Source organism: Phyllobacterium endophyticum (assembly GCF_003010935.1).
Taxonomy (GTDB): domain Bacteria; phylum Pseudomonadota; class Alphaproteobacteria; order Rhizobiales; family Rhizobiaceae; genus Phyllobacterium; species Phyllobacterium endophyticum.
Genome location: NZ_PGGN01000002.1, coordinates 25747 through 41269, shown reverse-complemented (window position 1 = coordinate 41269; position 15523 = coordinate 25747). Strand labels below are relative to the sequence as shown.

Sequence of the window (15523 nt, the reverse complement as noted above, 5' to 3'; positions counted from 1 at the left end):
CCTACCACATGGTTTTTGCGGCACGCTCCGGCCATTCGCGGTCGTAGGATTCTCCACCAACCTGTTCGTCACTGAGAGCCGCCAATATTTGGCCGGGAGTTGGAAACTCCTTTGGCGAGCGGTGTCTTGCCGGGTTCCATAATTCTGACCGGATCAGCGCGCGAGCACATTGAAAATAGGCTTCCTCCACCTCGACGACAGTAACGGATCGCGGTGCCCTCCCTTCGACCGTGAAACTCTCCAGGAGGCTCTGATCGGTTTCGACGAAGGCACGTCCATTGACGCGGAACGTCGTTGTCAGCCCCGGTATAAGAAATAGAAGTGCCACTCGTGGGTCATGAACTATGTTGCGCAACGAATCAACGCGGTTGTTGCCGCGGCGATCCGGCAGCATCAAGGTTTGGTCATCGTGAATTCGAACGAAACCCGCAAGATCACCACGTGGCGAACAATCGAGACCTTCAGGACCGCTTGTAGCGAGCGCCACAAAGGGTGAACCTTCGATCAGCTGCCGGTACTCAGGTGTAATTCGAGCCGCCACCTTGGCTGTGGAGGCTTCCGTTACGCCGCTGCCATAGATTGCTTCCAACTGTTCAATTGTCGTGATCCGCGACATAATACCTCTCCTCAGACGTATTCGCCGACTAACATGACATGACGAAGCGATTATGACAGTCGCCTTTTATCAAATGACAGCGGCAATACACTCGTATATCAGTCGCAGCGATTGATGCAGCGGAGATGTTCATGAGTGGATTTGCGGCTATTGGCGAGTGTATGATCGAATTGTCCGGTGCCAATGGTGATCAATGGCGCATGGGTTTTGCCGGGGATACACTTAACACTACGTGGTATGTGCGCGCACTTACAAACCCGGACTTTGCTGTCGACTATGTCACAGCCTTTGGCGATGACCCCTTTTCAGTCAAGCAGCGCAACTTCCTGCGCGACAATGGAATCAGCACGGCTCGCAGTCCAACCATCGTCGGTTCGCGCCCCGGCATTTATGCAATCACGTTGACCGGAACGGAGCGCTCTTTCACGTATTGGCGCAATGATGCTGCAGCGCGCCACCTGGCCGATGATCCGGACGTCCTCGCCAGGAGCCTCGATAGTCGACAGGTAATTTATTTTTCCGGCATCACGATGGGTATTCTTAGCCCTAGAAATCGCCAGAATGTGCTGAATGCAGTTAGCAGTGCGCGCCGCCAAGGGTCCCTTATAGTTTTTGACGCCAATTACCGGGCGCGGCTGTGGGAAAACGCCGATACGGCGCGGCAGGTGTTGAGCAATGCATTTCACGTTACCGACATCGCGCTACCGACCTTTCCAGATGAGAACACTCTCTTCGGCGACGCAACACCTACAGATACCGCCGCACGCATCGCAGGGTACGGGGTGCGAGAAATCGTCGTCAAGGACGGTACAGAGCCGGCACTGGTCGTTGCCGGGGGAGCCAGCACCGAGGTTCCTGCCTCTCAGGCCCACGCAGTTGACACGACAGGTGCCGGCGACAGCTTCAACGGAGCTTATATCGCATCGCGCCTTGCCGGTCTCGATCCCCTTGTCGCGGCGGCAAACGCACACAAGGTAGCTGCCCGCGTAGTGGAATTCCATGGCGCCCTGGCTCCCATGGAAGAAGCGCAGAAGGCATTCAAAGCCTAGAGCTTTGTTTTCTTGAAGCTGTATTTTGTCATCTGGCTGTAGACTTCGTCAGGACGCAAAATCGCTTGCGGAAAATACGGAAAATGCGTTGAGTCGGGCCAGATCTGTGCTTCAAAGCATAGGCCAGCGTAATTGTCATAGGTCTTGCCCGTCAGGCCGATCGGCGGTTTTCCGCCGAGCGTGTTCGCCGCGTAGAATTGAACTCCAGGCTCGGTTGTCGAAACATTCATTTCAATACCGGAATGCGCGCCCCTGACCGAAGCCGCATGGCACAAGGGACGTCTCTGGCTGGCAAGACAGAAATTGTTATCGTAGACAACCTGCTTGCCCCCGGCTTCGTGCCGCACGGGCCGATATTCACGAAAGTCGTGTGTCGTACCAGCGACCGGCATGACGCGGCCATCGGGCAAGAGATCATCATCGGTCGGCAAATAGGCTTGCGCGTCTATCCTCACGTGATGATCGAGCGCCTCCGTTGCGCCGCCATCATCAAGATTGAAGTAGCTGTGATGAGCAAGGTTGCAAATCGTCGGCTTGTCTGTGACGGCATCGAGGCGGACCACCAGTGTTCCCTTCGTTTCCAGCATGTAGGTACAGGTAATCGTCAAATTACCCGGGAAACCCATTTCGCCATCGCCGAGCTGCACTGTCAGTGTCGCGTAGTCGGGACCGATCGCGACCACGTTCCATATGCGCTTGCCCGCTCCATGGCTGCCGCCATGAATATTGTGCCGACCGTGGAAGTTTTTCTCGAGTTCGAAGGTTTTCCCATCGATTGTGAGGTCACCGTCGCGAATGCGATTGATGGAACGTCCGATTGTTGCACCGAGGTAGGGCGAGTATGCAGGATAGTCTGCAAAGTCACGGTAGCCCAACACAAGCGGGTGTTCGTGTCCCTTGAGGCGCAGGTCCTGAATGACCGCGCCCCATGTCAGAACGTTGGCCGTCAGGCCGCCGCCAGAGATGGTAATACGGTGCACTGCCTCGCCCTCGGGCGTGTGGCCAAAAACTTCGGTATTCATCTATTTTATAGCCCCAAGCCGCCAACGCAGACATATTTCGTGTCAAGATAATCTTCGATACCCTGGTGTCCGCCTTCCTTGCCCAGCCCAGATTCCTTCAGGCCGCCGAAAGGTGCTTCCACTGTGGTGATCATGCCCTCGTTAACGCCAATCAACCCGTATTTCAGTCCCTCCGACACGCGGAATACCCTGCCGAGATTCTGGGTGTAGAAATAGCTGGCCAGCCCGAACTGTGTGTCGTTGGCAAGGTCGATGGCTTCCTGCTCGGTCTCGAATTTATAAACCGGCGCTACAGGTCCGAAAATTTCCTCTTTGGTAAAGAGCATCTCCGGCGTGGCGTCCGCAATTACAGTCGGCTCGAAAAAACTTCCGCCGAGCGCATGACGATTGCCACCAGTGACGATCTTGCCACCTTTCTGTTTGGCGTCCGAAATGAACTCCTCCACTTTTTCAACAGCCTTCACGTCGATCAATGGTCCCTGCTGTGTTCCATCCTCAAGACCGTTGCCGATCTTGAGCTTCCTGGTTGCGTCAGCAAATTTTTCGACGAATGCGTCATAGATACCCGCCTGCACGAGAAAACGGTTCGTGCATACGCAGGTTTGACCGGAGTTGCGAAATTTTGCGATGATAGCGCCCTCAACGGCACGATCGACATCGGCGTCATCGAAAACGATGAACGGTGCATTGCCGCCGAGCTCCATGGAAACTTTCTTGACTGTGTCAGCAGCCTGTTTGATCAGTACCTTGCCTATCTCTGTCGAGCCGGTGAAAGTGATCTTCCGTATGAGAGGATTGCTCGTGATCTCACCACCGATTTCAGTGGCGGACCCGGTCAGAATGTTGACGACACCCCTCGGAATGCCGACCTCTTCACAAAGCAAGCCCCAGACCAGGCCTGAATAGGGAGTTTGCGTCGCCGGCTTGACCACCGCCGTGCAACCGGACGCTAGTGCCGGGCCAATCTTGCGGGCGAGCATGGAAGAAGGAAAGTTCCAGGGTGTGATAGCGGCAATTACGCCAACGGGCTCCTTCGTGACCAGAATTCGCCGGTCGGCCCAGGGCGAAGGTACAACATCGCCATAGGTGCGGCGAGCTTCCTCTGCATACCAGAGGATATAGGCTGCGGACATGCCGATCTCGCCCCTGGACTCGGCAAGTGATTTTCCTTGTTCCAAAGTCAGCAATTCCGCCAACGCATCCTGATTGTCCAGAATGGCGTCGTGCAATTTGCGCATCAATTTCGAGCGATCGAGCACAGATGTCTTGCGCCACGACTTGAAGGCCTCGGCGGCGGCCTCGATGGCGCGTTGTGTTTCGGCCTTGCCTGAGTTTGGCACGGTACCGATCTTGAGGCCGGTAGCAGGGTTGATGACGTCGATCGTTTTGCCCGAATCTGCCGCCACCCACTCACCGTTGATAAGGTTTGCCTGCTTCATGAACTGGCTGGATTTCTGCAACATCATGTGTCTCCCTGTGTTCGAAGGGTTATTGTTCTTCGTGAGTTCCGTGAAGGATAAACTCTGCACTGCTCTTGGCAATGTGCGCCCCTGGCCGGGCCGATGGGTCTACCCTGCTCCTTTTTACCGAATGCTGCAACGGGGTTTCGGTCATCCAAATACATGTGTGGCAACTGCGATCCAGAATGCCAGTGTCAACGCGGAAAGCGCGGTCGCCATGACCATCGAATTGGAGGCGAGTGCCTGACCCGTACCGAAGCGTGTGGCTATCAGGTAGGAATTTACACCTGCGGGGAGCGCAGCGGCAACCACGGCGATCTTCGCCGTAAAAGGGGGCAGTTCAATCAACCACGCAACACCCAATACGACGGCAGGCATGACGAAGAGCTTTATCGCAGACGTCACAAGGGCTGCGGCGATATTTCCGCTTATTCCGAATTTCCTCAAACCCATGCCCATGGCGAACAGCGCGACAGGTCCTGCGACGCTTCCCAGCAACTGGATCAACGAATCGGCCAGTTCGGGCATTCGCAAGCCGGTCAGGCGCCATATCCAACCGGCGAGTATGCCAAGTACAAACGGGTTGCGGAGCAAGCTCGAGACAAATGAGCGGATGACTAGAGCCCAATGAGTCTCGCCTTTGAACACCCCATCCCGGCGCATCGCGAATTCGTGCAGTGTGATAGAAGCAGCCATCATGATCGGCATATGGACAGCGACGATGAGTGACAGGATGGAAAAACCATCCTGTCCGAAAACTCCGAGCATGAGCGGCATGCCAAGAAAAACGAGATTCGAGAAGGCCCCGGAAACACCGGCCACAACTCCGGCACGATTGTCGCGACCAAACACCGTTTTGATTGTAATATCCGAGGCAGCCCAGGCGATGATCACGCCCGTAAAATAGGCGATCCACAATGACCAGGGTGCCGCGCCATGAAAGTCTGCGGTCACCATGGTCCTGAACAGGAGTAAGGGTGCGGCAATCACGAAAACAAAATCAGAAAGACCATCACCCACCCGCTCATCCAGCAATTTGAAGTACGCTGCTGCATAAGCAATGGCAATGACACCGAATACGACGATGATTGTTTCAACGAGACCCATTGTCTCCGCAATAGGCCGCCAAATCAGGCGGTGCAAGGGTGATGACAGCATCACTTTATTTTTCCTGGACAAATCACCATCTCGATTGCCAAGGAGATTGATGTTGAAGCAATTCCGACCTTGGCTGATTTGTGCACTTGCGCTGTTGCAGAGCACCTTTGCCGTGCAGCATACCTATGCGACAGATGCCGCTTGGGCGAGAGTCCAGCGAGGCGGCTATACTATTCTCATCCAGGGTGCTGACACGTCTGGCGCTTTGAGCCCCAGCATCGATCATTCGATCGATTGCTCGGCTACGCAGACACTCTCCGATCGCGGTCGCCAATTGGCGCAAAAGTTAGGCGCCCGCTTTGCTGCTCGCGGCGTGCGAATCGAGAAGGTGTTAACGAGTTCGACCTGCAATGCTCGGGAGACCGCGCGCCTCTCGTTCAGTTCAGTTCCTGCCGAAATCTACAAGCCGCTCGACCCGTTGCCTGCGGACGACGTTGGCAAACAGCTCCAAACCGAGCAGATTCGCGCGGCGATCGCAGGGTTCAAGGGACTTGGAAATCTGGTAATGATGACTGACCGCGCCAATATAATGGCTTTGACAGGCGTGACTCCGCGCCCCACGGAGGCGGTCGTGGTTTCCAAAGCTGAAGAAGGTGAAACCATCCATATCGCCGGAAGAATCATATTCGACTAATCACAGCGCAGCTTTAGACTTTCCCTAAGCTGTGAAAAACGCTAGATACCGGCTTCATGAGACAGCAGTGCCTGCGTCTGCGGCACGATAAGCAAAGGAAATCCAATTGTCCGATACATTCGACAAGGTCGCCGATATCATTGCCGAAACCAGCGAGATCGACCGCGACTCCATTACGCCGGAGAGTCATACAATTGACGATCTCGGGATCGATAGCCTTGATTTTCTCGATATAGTGTTCGCGATTGACAAGGCATTCGGTATCAAGATCCCACTCGAACAGTGGACGCAGGAAGTCAATGACGGCAAGGTTCCAACAGAGGAATACTTTGTCTTGAAAAACCTGTGCACCAAGATCGACGAACTCGTCGCAGCCAAGAACGCCTGATATCCTCCCTAACCGGGTACACCGTATGAACGGTGTTGCGAGACAATGCAAAACAACACCGTCGTCATAACTGGTATCGGTCTGATTTCATCACTTGGCGAAGGTATCGACGCCCATTGGAACGCCTTCAACGAAGGTCACGCTCCCCGCGTGGATAGCGACACATTCAAGCCGTACACAGTCCACCCCTTGAGTGAGGTAGACTGGAATAACCAGATCCCCAAACGCGGCGACCAGCGGCAGATGGAAACCTGGCAGCGCATCGGCACCTATACCGCAGGCCTTGCACTACAGGATGCTGGTATAAAGGACGATGAATCGCTTTGCTCCACGATGGATATGGTGGTTGCAGCCGGCGGCGGCGAACGAGACGTATCGGTCGATACGCAAATCCTGGCCGAAGCGCGTGTACGCAACGACCTCGGAACGATGCTGAACGAGAAACTCACGACTGAGTTGCGGCCAACGCTGTTTCTGGCACAGCTATCCAATCTGCTGGCTGGCAATATCTCCATCGTTCACAAGGTCACGGGCTCTTCGCGCACCTTCATGGGGGAAGAGGGTTCGGGCATTTCAGCAATCGACACCGCGGTAGCGCGCATTCGATCCGGTCAAAGCACGCACGCCCTCGTGGGTGGTGCGTATAATTCCCAGCACCCCGACATGCTTCTCGGCTATGAACTGAATGGGATGCTCAAGATCGACGGATGGTCACCGCTCTGGCAGCGGGAGCGTGCGACCGGCGGTGGTATCGTGACCGGCTCTGGCGGTGCATTCCTGGTGCTGGAAAGCGCAGAACACGCACACAAACGCGGTGCACGCGTTTATGCTGCCATCGATGGAATCTACAGCGCACAAACGCGTCGTGGTCGCATCGATCTCACCCAAACTGTAGCCAAGCTGGTCGGTGCAGCCAGTGCAGATAAAGCTGCCGATCTGATTATTTCAGGCGCAACGGGCGCGAAGATCGTAACCGCAGCTGAAAAGGCAGCGCTCGACACATTCTCGAGTCCGGTCGTGCGCGGGGTGGCGGGAAAACTTGGCCATCTGCGCGAAGCACAGTTTCCTATTGTTGTTGCCTTGGCTGCCTTGAGCGTCTTCAAGGGCACAGCCTTTCCACCGGTCGATAGTGAAAATGAGAAGTCCGGACCACCCAGCATCGACACCGCGCTTGCAACGTCGATTGGCGCGACCCGCGGCGAAGGCGTTGCCCGCCTGGTCAAAGTCTAAGGGATAGTTTCATGTCCAAATATACTGATCATCTTGGCCGACCACTTGTTGCCATCACGGGACTTGGCGTTGTCTCATCGCTTGGACAAGGCAAGCAAGATAATTGGGAGGCACTCACTTCCGGTACGTCAGGCATCCACACGATTACTCGTTTTGCGCTGGATAATCTGCGCACGCAAATTGCCGGGACGGTCGACTTCCTTGAGGAAAGCACCGAGGGCGCCTCGGCTCTATCTCAAGAGCTTGCCTTGCTTGCGGCCGAGGAAGCGATAGCCCAAGCCGGATTTCCCATTCACGATTTTGGCGGACCGCTTTTCCTTGCCGCACCACCGGTCGAGCTCGAATGGCGCAATCGTTTTGCCCTCGACGCCTTGGTCAGGTCTGAAGGCGAACCGGGATATGATCTGCTGCTCGCAGCATGCCGCCGCGGGCCTCAACCCGAGATGTTCAACACAGCGGAATTCGGGTATATCGCCGAAGTGCTAGCCGAGACATTTGGCACGCGGGGCCTGCCAATCACCCTGTCCACAGCTTGCGCGTCTGGCGCAACAGCGATTCAGCTGGGCGTGGAAGCAATCCGGCGCGGGGAGAGCGATCGCGTTTTGTCCATCGGCACCGATGGTTCCGTTTCGGCTGAGGCGCTGATCCGGTTCTCGCTACTATCAGCGCTTTCCACCCACAATGATCCGGCCCATAAAGCCGCCAAGCCCTTTTCGAAGGATCGCGATGGTTTCGTCATGGCCGAAGGTTCGGGCGCGCTAGTGATGGAATCGCTCGAATCGGCCATTTCGCGTGGTGCGAATGTGCTCGGCATCATGCGCGGTTGTGGTGAAAAAGCCGACGACTTTCACCGTACCCGCTCCAAGCCTGACGGTTCGCCTGCGATCGGCGCGGTCCGCGCCTCGCTAGAAGATGCAGGGATCAAGGAAGACGCGATCGACTACGTCAACGCCCACGGCACCTCCACTCCTGAAAACGACAAAATGGAATATCTGGCGCTCTCGACTGTGTTTGGCGACCGCATTTCATCGCTTCCAGTGTCATCAAACAAGTCGATGATCGGCCATACGCTGACTGCCGCCGGTGCGATAGAAGCCGTGTTTTCCGTACTGACCATCCAGACCGGGACAATCCCGCCGACGATCAACTATGACAACCCGGACCCGGCAATAGTCATGGACGTCGTGCCGAACGAGAAGCGCGAAGCAAGAGTCTCATCGGTGCTTTCAAGCTCATTTGGCTTTGGCGGACAAAATACGTGTCTTGTCATGACGGCAGAACCGAACTAATCCGTGGCCTGAATAAGGAAACGGATATGCGTGCACTACAACTGATTGAAGACCGCAAGCTGGAGATCGTCGACATTGCGCCGCCGCCCCCACCCCCACCGGGCGAGGTAACCGTCAATATCAGGGCTGTTGCACTCAATCACATTGACGTATGGGGCTGGCGGGGCATGGCCTTTGCCAAGCGTAAAATGCCGCTGACGATCGGCGCGGAAGCTTCCGGCATTGTCGATGCGGTCGGAGCGGGCGTCAGCAATCTCCTGCCTGGCCAACTGGTTTCGATCTACGGTGCCCAAACCTGTGGCCTTTGCCGGCCCTGCCGCGAAGGCCGTGACAACCTCTGCGAACATGTTTCCGGTGTGCACGGTTTCCATCTGGATGGCTTCGCCCAGGAAAAAGTCAACCTTAAAGCCCGCCTGCTCGTCCCTGCGCCCCCGGGCGTGGATGAAATCGGTGCCGCCGTCGCGCCCGTCACATTCGGAACAGTCGAGCACATGCTTTTTGACAATGCCAAGCTGGAACCGGGCGAAACGATACTGGTTCACGCAGGTGGTTCCGGGATCGGCTCCGCCGCAATCCAGCTTGCCAAGAAGATCGGCTGCACAGTCATCACCACCGTCGGCTCTGACGCCAAAATCGATAAAGCCAAGGCATTGGGCGCCGACCACGTCATCAATTACAGGGAAGATCGGTTTGAAGGCGTCGTGCGGAAACTGACCAGGAAGAAGGGCGTGGATGTCGTTTTTGAACATGTCGGCGCTGATACTTGGGCTGGCTCGATGTTGTCGTTGCGGCGTGGGGGCCGGTTGGTTACGTGCGGTTCGACATCGGGTGTCTCGACAAGCATGAACCTCATGATGCTGTTTCAGCAGCAATTGAAGTTGCTCGGCTCGTTTGGCTGCCGCATGGAAAACATGGCCGACGCGATGCAAAAGATGGCACGTGGTCTTGTCCAGCCGGTGATCGATACGGAAGTCAGCTTCGACGACATCGACACAGCGTTGAAGCGAATGGAAGGCCGGGACGTCTTCGGCAAGATCATCCTGCGCGTCAGCTGATCCCGGATGAAGCTTGATACAAAACTAGCTCTGTTCCGCTGGAGCCAGAAGTTGAAGAAATTCAACTATTGGCTATCGGCGTTTGTCATCTTCGGCATCCTCAGGTTGCTCCGGATGCTGCCTGCGCAGGCGGCGATGGACTTTACCGATGCCGCCGCACGAAAGATCGGCCCGCTGATGGGACGCCATCGCGTCGCGATGAATAATCTTCGCAAGGCCTACCCGGAAAAACCAGAGGCCGAACTGCAAGTCATTGCGCGAGACATGTGGGGCAACATGGCGCGGCTCACAGCCGAATACGTGTTTCTGGATGCAATTTTCGACTATGACCCGCATAGCAGCACTACCGGCCTGATCGAGGTTCAGGGTCGCGAGATATTCGAACGCATACGCGACGAGAAGGATCGTCCACATATATTTTTCACGGGTCACACCGGCAATTTCGAATTGCTGCCCATATGCGCCGCAACCTTCGATCTGAATGTCACGGCGCTGTTTCGACCGCCGAACAATCCCTACGTCGCAAAAAAAATCCTTGGCGCTCGCCGCACCAACATGGGACACTTGGTTCCATCAAAGGCCGGCGCTGCCTGGTCGCTCGCCAGTGTACTCAACACCAACGGCAATGTCGGCATGCTGGTCGATCAAAAATTCAAACGCGGCATCCCTTCGACCTTCTTCAATCGTCCGTGCAAAACGAACCCGCTACTTGCAAAGCTCGCGCGTCAGTATGATTGCGATGTTTACCCTGCGCGCTGTGTACGACTTCCAGGCGGTCGGTTTCGGCTGGAGCTTGAAGAGAAAATGGAATTGCCGCGCGATGAGAAGGGTGCCATCGACCTCGCGGCCACCGCCCAAGCGCTGAACGACAAGGTCGAAAGCTGGGTACGCGAATATCCCGGCCAGTGGATGTGGTTTCACAAGCGCTGGAACTCCTAATAGTAGTTCATGACCGCATGTTTGGCTTCAGCGAAAAACAGCCAGCGCTCGACAAAAATCCCCATTGTGTGCGCGATGACACCTGTAACAAGTACGATGTGCGCGACGAGCCCATCGCCAATCGCAAGCGCCAACAAAAGGGCGAACACCGGCAGGATTGCGCCGAAGATGAGTGCAACCATCCAGAGTTTCGCGGCGTGTTTGCGGGCAACGCGAAAGCCCATTTCTCGGGTCAGGTAATTGTCGAGACTATGCGGCCGCTCAAACAGGCGTACCCTGCCGATGAAGCCAAGGCCGGTGGCACTTTCTGGCGTCGAGATTGGTTTGACTGTCATAGCGCGTTTGCGCCACGCCATCTTGGCAGTCAAGGCCAACAGCAGGAACAAAAGCGCCAATAATCTTACAGCCAGACCGTTCTCACTGACGAAAGCACTTGCCAGTAAAAATCCGCCTGATAGCGAAAATAATAGGAAACATAAAGGCGTCAACTTCGTGTGCCACGAGACAACGGCCTTCAGTGATGCGTAGATCATTGACGTGCAATAGACTGTCAAAAGTGCGCCAAGAATGCTTATCGATCCTACTATCCAATCATGGCTGTTCATGCAGATGGCGAGTACGGCACTCAGCGTCAGCGGCACGAAGGTGGCGATGGCCATCACACCTTCTCGGGACAGCCAACTGGAACGCCACTGACTGAGTGCTCGCCATGCGCGCCTTGGGTTGCCCAGATGAAACAGCGACGCCAGTAGTCCCACGCTAATCAGCAAAAGAGATGTACCATAGGCAAATGTGGTCGCATCCAGCGACGGGTCGAGGAAGCCAATGCCGAGAACAACCGCCAGTCCAAATCCCATGCCTGACAAAGTTGTGAAGACAATCATCGAAGTGGCTGGATGCATGAACTAAATCCGGTCCAGCGTCTTGTCTAGCCAGGCGAAGAACCCCCGCGCGCCTTCGGTGTTTTCGGCCAACGGAACGATTGGCGCGTTGTCGCTCAAGGATGTGCGCGGGCGCGGTGGCAGATATTTGTTCGTGGGGAGCGTTCCCTGCTCCGGCATGAGGTCGAAACCGCCGCGCTCTGCGACCATGATTGACACGTCTGACATCGGATCGCCCAGGTCACCATAGTGCCGTGCGTTGACCGGGCAGGTTCTGACGCAGGAAGGCACGCGATCCTCCTGTTTCAGCGTCTCGTTGTAGATGCGGTCGACGCAAAGGGTGCACTTCTTCATCACGCCTGCTGCTAAATCCATCTCGCGAGCTCCATAGGAGCAAGCCCAGGCGCAAAGGCCGCAACCGATACACTTGTCCTCATCGACCAGCACAATACCATCATCGGCCCTTTTGTAAGAAGCACCGGTCGGGCAAACGGTGACGCAGGGAGCATCCTCACAATGCAGACACGATTTGGGGAAATGCACTATGCGTGCCTCGCCGGCTTCGCCAATGACGAGACCGCCTTCTGGAACCACTTCATACGTATGAATGCGATTGAGGAAGGTGCCTGAAACCTGTTCGCCGTAAGGATGCTGGTCCGACAGCGCATTGCCATAACCGCCTGTGTTCCACTCCTTGCAGCTGATGACGCAGGCATGGCAACCGACGCATATGTCGAGGTCGATCACGAGTCCAAGCCTTTTTGTCGTACGGTTGTGCGGCAGACTGGTCATTTTGGCGCCCATTCCTGCCCGTAGCGCAATTCGTCGACCGGCTGCGACTGGCTGGCGGGTTGCTTGATCGTACCAAATTCCGGCTCGCTGATCCCGGCCCCCGCCTCTGCCTTTTCAATACGCACCCGCAAATCATACCAGGCTGCCTGTCCGGTGATCGGGTCGGAATTCGACCAGCGCATCCCGTCGGCTCTGGGTGGCAGAAGTTCGTGGATGAGATGGTTCAGCAGGAAACCTTTGGTTGATTCGGGCGCCGTCGGATCAAGCGCCCATGCACCTTTGCGTTTGCCAATGGCGTTCCATGTCCACATGGTTTTGCCATTTACAGCATCGGTCCGCGCGATTTCGCATTTGACGCGGCCATGATGTGAAATCACCCAGGCCCAGTCGCCATCTATCAACCCAAGTTCATCACAAATCTTGCCGGGGACATAGAGCGGGTTCTTGGTATGGATTTGCCGCAGCCAAGCGTTTTGAGAACCCCAGGAATGGTACATTGCCATCGGCCGCTGGGTGATGGCGTGATAAGGAAACTTCGAATTATCCACGCCTTGTTCCTCTAAAGGGCGATACCAGTCCGGCAATGGGTCGAAACAGTCGAGCAGCCGCTTCCTGTATTGTTGGGGCGCCACCGGCTGCCGAACACCGAGCGCCGACAAGCGGAACTTTTGCAGCGTCTCGACATAGAGCTGGATGGTGACCGGTTGAGGCGCGTCGAAGAAACCCATGTCGATCGCGAACTGCTGATAGGCCGCGTTGTGATGCTTGAAATACAGGGCTTCATCGGGGATGTGCTTCATCCAGAATGCGCCATTGTCGATGTACGTTTTCAGTTGGTTCTCATTGGGTGTTCCCCTGCCCTCATCCTCGGCATTCGCACCTCGCCACCCGGCTAGCGGGCCAATACCCGGCTTGCGCTGATGTTTGACGATGTAGTCGGCATAGTCCTTGTACAGCGCGTTACCATCATCATCGACGAAACCTGGCAGCCCCAGGCGAACTCCGAGGTCGATCAGCACGGACTGGAAACCCCGCACGTCGCGGTCCGGCTCCAGCACCGGCCACCGGATGGCATCGCACGCAGCGCCAGGTTCGGAGATTGGCCGGTCCAGCAACGAGATACAATCATGGCGCTCCAGATATGTCGTATCCGGCAGCACGAGATCCGCGTAAGCTACCATTTCCGATGAATACGCATCCGAGTAGATAATCTTTGGGATTTTGTACTCGCCGGTTGCCTCGTCGCGCTCCTCGAGCATCCTGATCGTGCCGCGTGTGTTCATCGACGAGTTCCAGGCCATATTTGCCATGTAGAGGAACAGCACGTCCACTGGATAGGGGTCGCCGGCGCACGCATTGGCGATAACCATGTGCATCATGCCATGGGCAGATAGCGGCGCCTCCCAGGAAAACGCCTTGTCGATCCGCTGAGGCTTGCCTTCGGTATCGACCAGCAGGTCTTCGGGTCCTAGTGGATATCCAAGATGCGGCCCTGCGAGCGGTTTGCCGGGCGTCACGTGTTCCGCCTTGCCGTGCGGCCTTGGGTGAGCCGTTACAGGCTTCGGATATGGAGGCTTGTAACGGTAACCGCCCGGGCAGTCGATGGAGCCGATGATCGTTTGCAGCACGTGCAAGGCGCGCGCCGACTGGAAACCATTCGAGTGAGCGGAGATGCCACGCATGGCGTGGAAGCTCACTGGGCGCCCTATCATCACCTCGTGCTGTTCGCCCTTCATGTCGGTCCACGGCTGCCGGACTACAATTTCTTCGTCAAATGCAACGCGAGCGATTTCCGAAGCCAAGCCACGAATTGTGGTCGCGGCGATCCCGGTTTCCGCGGCAACTGCGTCGGGGCCATATCTTGGATCGAGATACTTTTCGGCCATCAAGCGCAACACACTGCGTACTTTCCGGCCATCAGGCGTTGTGAAGTCCGCATTTAGATCAGCGGCATGCCCTGGTTCGTCAAAACGTACCAGCGCACCGGAAGTGCGGTCGCGCACCAATGCCTTGCCAAGATCGTCACGCAGGAACAGTCCGTGATCGTCCTTGCCTTCGTCCTCTATTACTAGCCAAGGTGCGTTCGTGTAGCGCTGGAGATAATCGAGATCTATCTTACCGGTGCGGAAGAGCTCGTGAATGACCGCAAGGATCAACAAGCCGTCGGTGCCAGGCCTGATGCCGATCCAGTTATCTGCGATCGCGGAATAGCCGGTGCGAACCGGATTGACCGAAACGAACCGGGCACCGCGCTTTTTCAGCTTGGATATGCCAATCTTTATCGGGTTGGAATCATGATCCTCCGCCACGCCGAACAGAACGAACAACTTGGTCTTGTCCCAATCTGGCGCACCGAATTCCCAAAATGCACCGCCGATCGTGTAGATACCAGCGGCAGCCATGTTGACCGAGCAGAAACCGCCATGCGCGGCATAATTTGGTGAGCCAAAGTTCTGCGCCCAGAAACTCGTCAATGCCTGGCTCTGATCGCGGCCAGTGAAGAATGCAAGCTTGTGCGGGGCGGCTTCGCGCAAAGGCTGCAACCAGTTAACCGCAAGCGACAGCGCCTCGTCCCAACTGATTTCCTTGAATTCACCCGAGCCGCGCGGGCCCACACGCAGCAATGGCGCGCGAAGGCGTGCCGGAGAATAGTGCTGCATGATCCCGGCCGACCCCTTGGCGCACAACACGCCCTTGTTGATAGGGTGGTCGCGATTGCCTTCGATATAGCGGATTTTACCGTCTTTCAAATGCACGTCGATCCCGCAACGGCAGGCACACATGTAGCAGGTGGTCTTCCGAATCTCATCACCAACCGGCTCCGACAGGGCAAGGTTAGGTTCTGAATTCATTCTGGACGGGCCCCGCTGATCGCATGCACTATGAATATGTTTTATAAGATCAATTCCAAACTACCAAACACACAAACGACATCTCGCAGAAAATCGCCATTCAGGTTCGCAAAAACTTGCCTCTTGCCAAGTCGGGATATCCGCTGATTTGATGGGCG

General features: G+C 56.1%; 14 protein-coding genes. 7 read left to right on the top strand and 7 right to left on the bottom strand.

Features of this window, described 5'->3' with window-relative positions:
• Position 1: 1 nt before the first annotated feature.
• Positions 2-616, bottom strand: coding sequence for a pyridoxamine 5'-phosphate oxidase family protein (locus tag CU100_RS08065; protein WP_106716099.1), 615 nt, complete (start codon positions 614-616; stop codon positions 2-4).
• 131 nt (positions 617-747) lie between these two features.
• On the opposite strand from CU100_RS08065, the gene CU100_RS08060 reads away from it, so the two are divergent.
• Positions 748-1665, top strand: coding sequence for a sugar kinase (locus tag CU100_RS08060; RefSeq protein ID WP_106716098.1), 918 nt, complete (start codon positions 748-750; stop codon positions 1663-1665).
• On the opposite strand, the gene CU100_RS08055 is transcribed toward CU100_RS08060, so the two are convergent.
• From CU100_RS08055 to CU100_RS08045, 3 genes are all read right to left on the bottom strand, one after another.
• Entirely contained in the window at positions 1662-2687 is a 1026-nt protein-coding gene (locus tag CU100_RS08055) for an aldose epimerase family protein (protein ID WP_106716097.1), read from the bottom strand. The genes CU100_RS08060 and CU100_RS08055 overlap by 4 nt on opposite strands.
• Positions 2688-2692: 5 nt before the next feature.
• Positions 2693-4150 (bottom strand): NAD-dependent succinate-semialdehyde dehydrogenase, encoded by a 1458-nt coding sequence (locus tag CU100_RS08050; protein ID WP_106716096.1) that lies wholly within the window; start codon positions 4148-4150, stop codon positions 2693-2695.
• Between the two features lie 147 nt (positions 4151-4297).
• Positions 4298-5305: an AEC family transporter gene (locus CU100_RS08045; RefSeq protein WP_245418967.1), complete on the bottom strand. Its 1008-nt coding sequence runs from the start codon at positions 5303-5305 to the stop codon at positions 4298-4300.
• A 49-nt stretch (positions 5306-5354) separates the two neighbouring features.
• On the opposite strand from CU100_RS08045, the gene CU100_RS08040 reads away from it, so the two are divergent.
• From CU100_RS08040 to CU100_RS08015, 6 genes are all read left to right on the top strand, one after another.
• A complete protein-coding gene (locus CU100_RS08040; protein ID WP_106716095.1) occupies positions 5355-5939 on the top strand; it encodes a histidine phosphatase family protein in 585 nt (194 codons plus the stop codon).
• Between the two features lie 106 nt (positions 5940-6045).
• Positions 6046-6327 carry an acyl carrier protein gene (locus CU100_RS08035; RefSeq protein WP_106716094.1) on the top strand — a complete coding sequence of 94 codons (282 nt, stop codon included), beginning with the start codon at positions 6046-6048 and terminating at the stop codon, positions 6325-6327.
• A gap of 45 nt (positions 6328-6372) precedes the next feature.
• The gene (locus tag CU100_RS08030) at positions 6373-7557 is read left to right on the top strand and encodes a beta-ketoacyl-ACP synthase (protein WP_106716093.1); all 1185 of its coding nucleotides are present in this window, start codon (positions 6373-6375) and stop codon (positions 7555-7557) included.
• An 11-nt stretch (positions 7558-7568) separates the two neighbouring features.
• Positions 7569-8846, top strand: coding sequence for a beta-ketoacyl-ACP synthase (locus tag CU100_RS08025; protein ID WP_106716092.1), 1278 nt, complete (start codon positions 7569-7571; stop codon positions 8844-8846).
• Positions 8847-8872: 26 nt separating this feature from the next.
• Positions 8873-9901: a zinc-binding dehydrogenase gene (locus CU100_RS08020; RefSeq protein WP_106716091.1), complete on the top strand. Its 1029-nt coding sequence runs from the start codon at positions 8873-8875 to the stop codon at positions 9899-9901.
• 6 nt (positions 9902-9907) lie between these two features.
• On the top strand, positions 9908-10840 hold the full coding sequence (locus tag CU100_RS08015) for a lipid A biosynthesis lauroyl acyltransferase (RefSeq protein WP_106716090.1): 933 nt from the start codon (positions 9908-9910) through the stop codon (positions 10838-10840).
• Here CU100_RS08015 and CU100_RS08010 read toward each other — a convergent pair.
• From CU100_RS08010 to CU100_RS08000, 3 genes are read right to left on the bottom strand one after another with little or no spacing between them, the layout of a single operon-like run.
• Positions 10837-11742, bottom strand: coding sequence for a dimethyl sulfoxide reductase anchor subunit family protein (locus CU100_RS08010; protein WP_106716089.1), 906 nt, complete (start codon positions 11740-11742; stop codon positions 10837-10839). The genes CU100_RS08015 and CU100_RS08010 overlap by 4 nt on opposite strands.
• A gap of 3 nt (positions 11743-11745) precedes the next feature.
• On the bottom strand, positions 11746-12513 hold the full coding sequence (locus CU100_RS08005; protein ID WP_106717160.1) for a 4Fe-4S dicluster domain-containing protein: 768 nt from the start codon (positions 12511-12513) through the stop codon (positions 11746-11748).
• Positions 12510-15365, bottom strand: coding sequence for a molybdopterin oxidoreductase family protein (locus tag CU100_RS08000; RefSeq protein ID WP_106716088.1), 2856 nt, complete (start codon positions 15363-15365; stop codon positions 12510-12512). Before CU100_RS08000 ends, CU100_RS08005 begins: the two co-directional genes overlap by 4 nt.
• Positions 15366-15523 lie beyond the last annotated feature (158 nt).

Bases quoted from the DNA above. Each gene is read 5' to 3' on its own strand.
- CU100_RS08065 (WP_106716099.1), bottom strand. From the start codon at position 616: ATGTCGCGGATCACGACAATTGAACAGTTGGAAGCAATCTATGGCAGC.
- CU100_RS08060 (WP_106716098.1), top strand. From the start codon at position 748: ATGAGTGGATTTGCGGCTATTGGCGAGTGTATGATCGAATTGTCCGGT.
- CU100_RS08055 (WP_106716097.1), bottom strand. From the start codon at position 2,687: ATGAATACCGAAGTTTTTGGCCACACGCCCGAGGGCGAGGCAGTGCAC.
- CU100_RS08050 (WP_106716096.1), bottom strand. From the start codon at position 4,150: ATGTTGCAGAAATCCAGCCAGTTCATGAAGCAGGCAAACCTTATCAAC.
- CU100_RS08045 (WP_245418967.1), bottom strand. From the start codon at position 5,305: ATGCTGTCATCACCCTTGCACCGCCTGATTTGGCGGCCTATTGCGGAG.
- CU100_RS08040 (WP_106716095.1), top strand. From the start codon at position 5,355: ATGTTGAAGCAATTCCGACCTTGGCTGATTTGTGCACTTGCGCTGTTG.
- CU100_RS08030 (WP_106716093.1), top strand. From the start codon at position 6,373: ATGCAAAACAACACCGTCGTCATAACTGGTATCGGTCTGATTTCATCA.
- CU100_RS08025 (WP_106716092.1), top strand. From the start codon at position 7,569: ATGTCCAAATATACTGATCATCTTGGCCGACCACTTGTTGCCATCACG.
- CU100_RS08020 (WP_106716091.1), top strand. From the start codon at position 8,873: ATGCGTGCACTACAACTGATTGAAGACCGCAAGCTGGAGATCGTCGAC.
- CU100_RS08015 (WP_106716090.1), top strand. From the start codon at position 9,908: ATGAAGCTTGATACAAAACTAGCTCTGTTCCGCTGGAGCCAGAAGTTG.
- CU100_RS08010 (WP_106716089.1), bottom strand. From the start codon at position 11,742: ATGCATCCAGCCACTTCGATGATTGTCTTCACAACTTTGTCAGGCATG.
- CU100_RS08005 (WP_106717160.1), bottom strand. From the start codon at position 12,513: ATGACCAGTCTGCCGCACAACCGTACGACAAAAAGGCTTGGACTCGTG.
- CU100_RS08000 (WP_106716088.1), bottom strand. From the start codon at position 15,365: ATGAATTCAGAACCTAACCTTGCCCTGTCGGAGCCGGTTGGTGATGAG.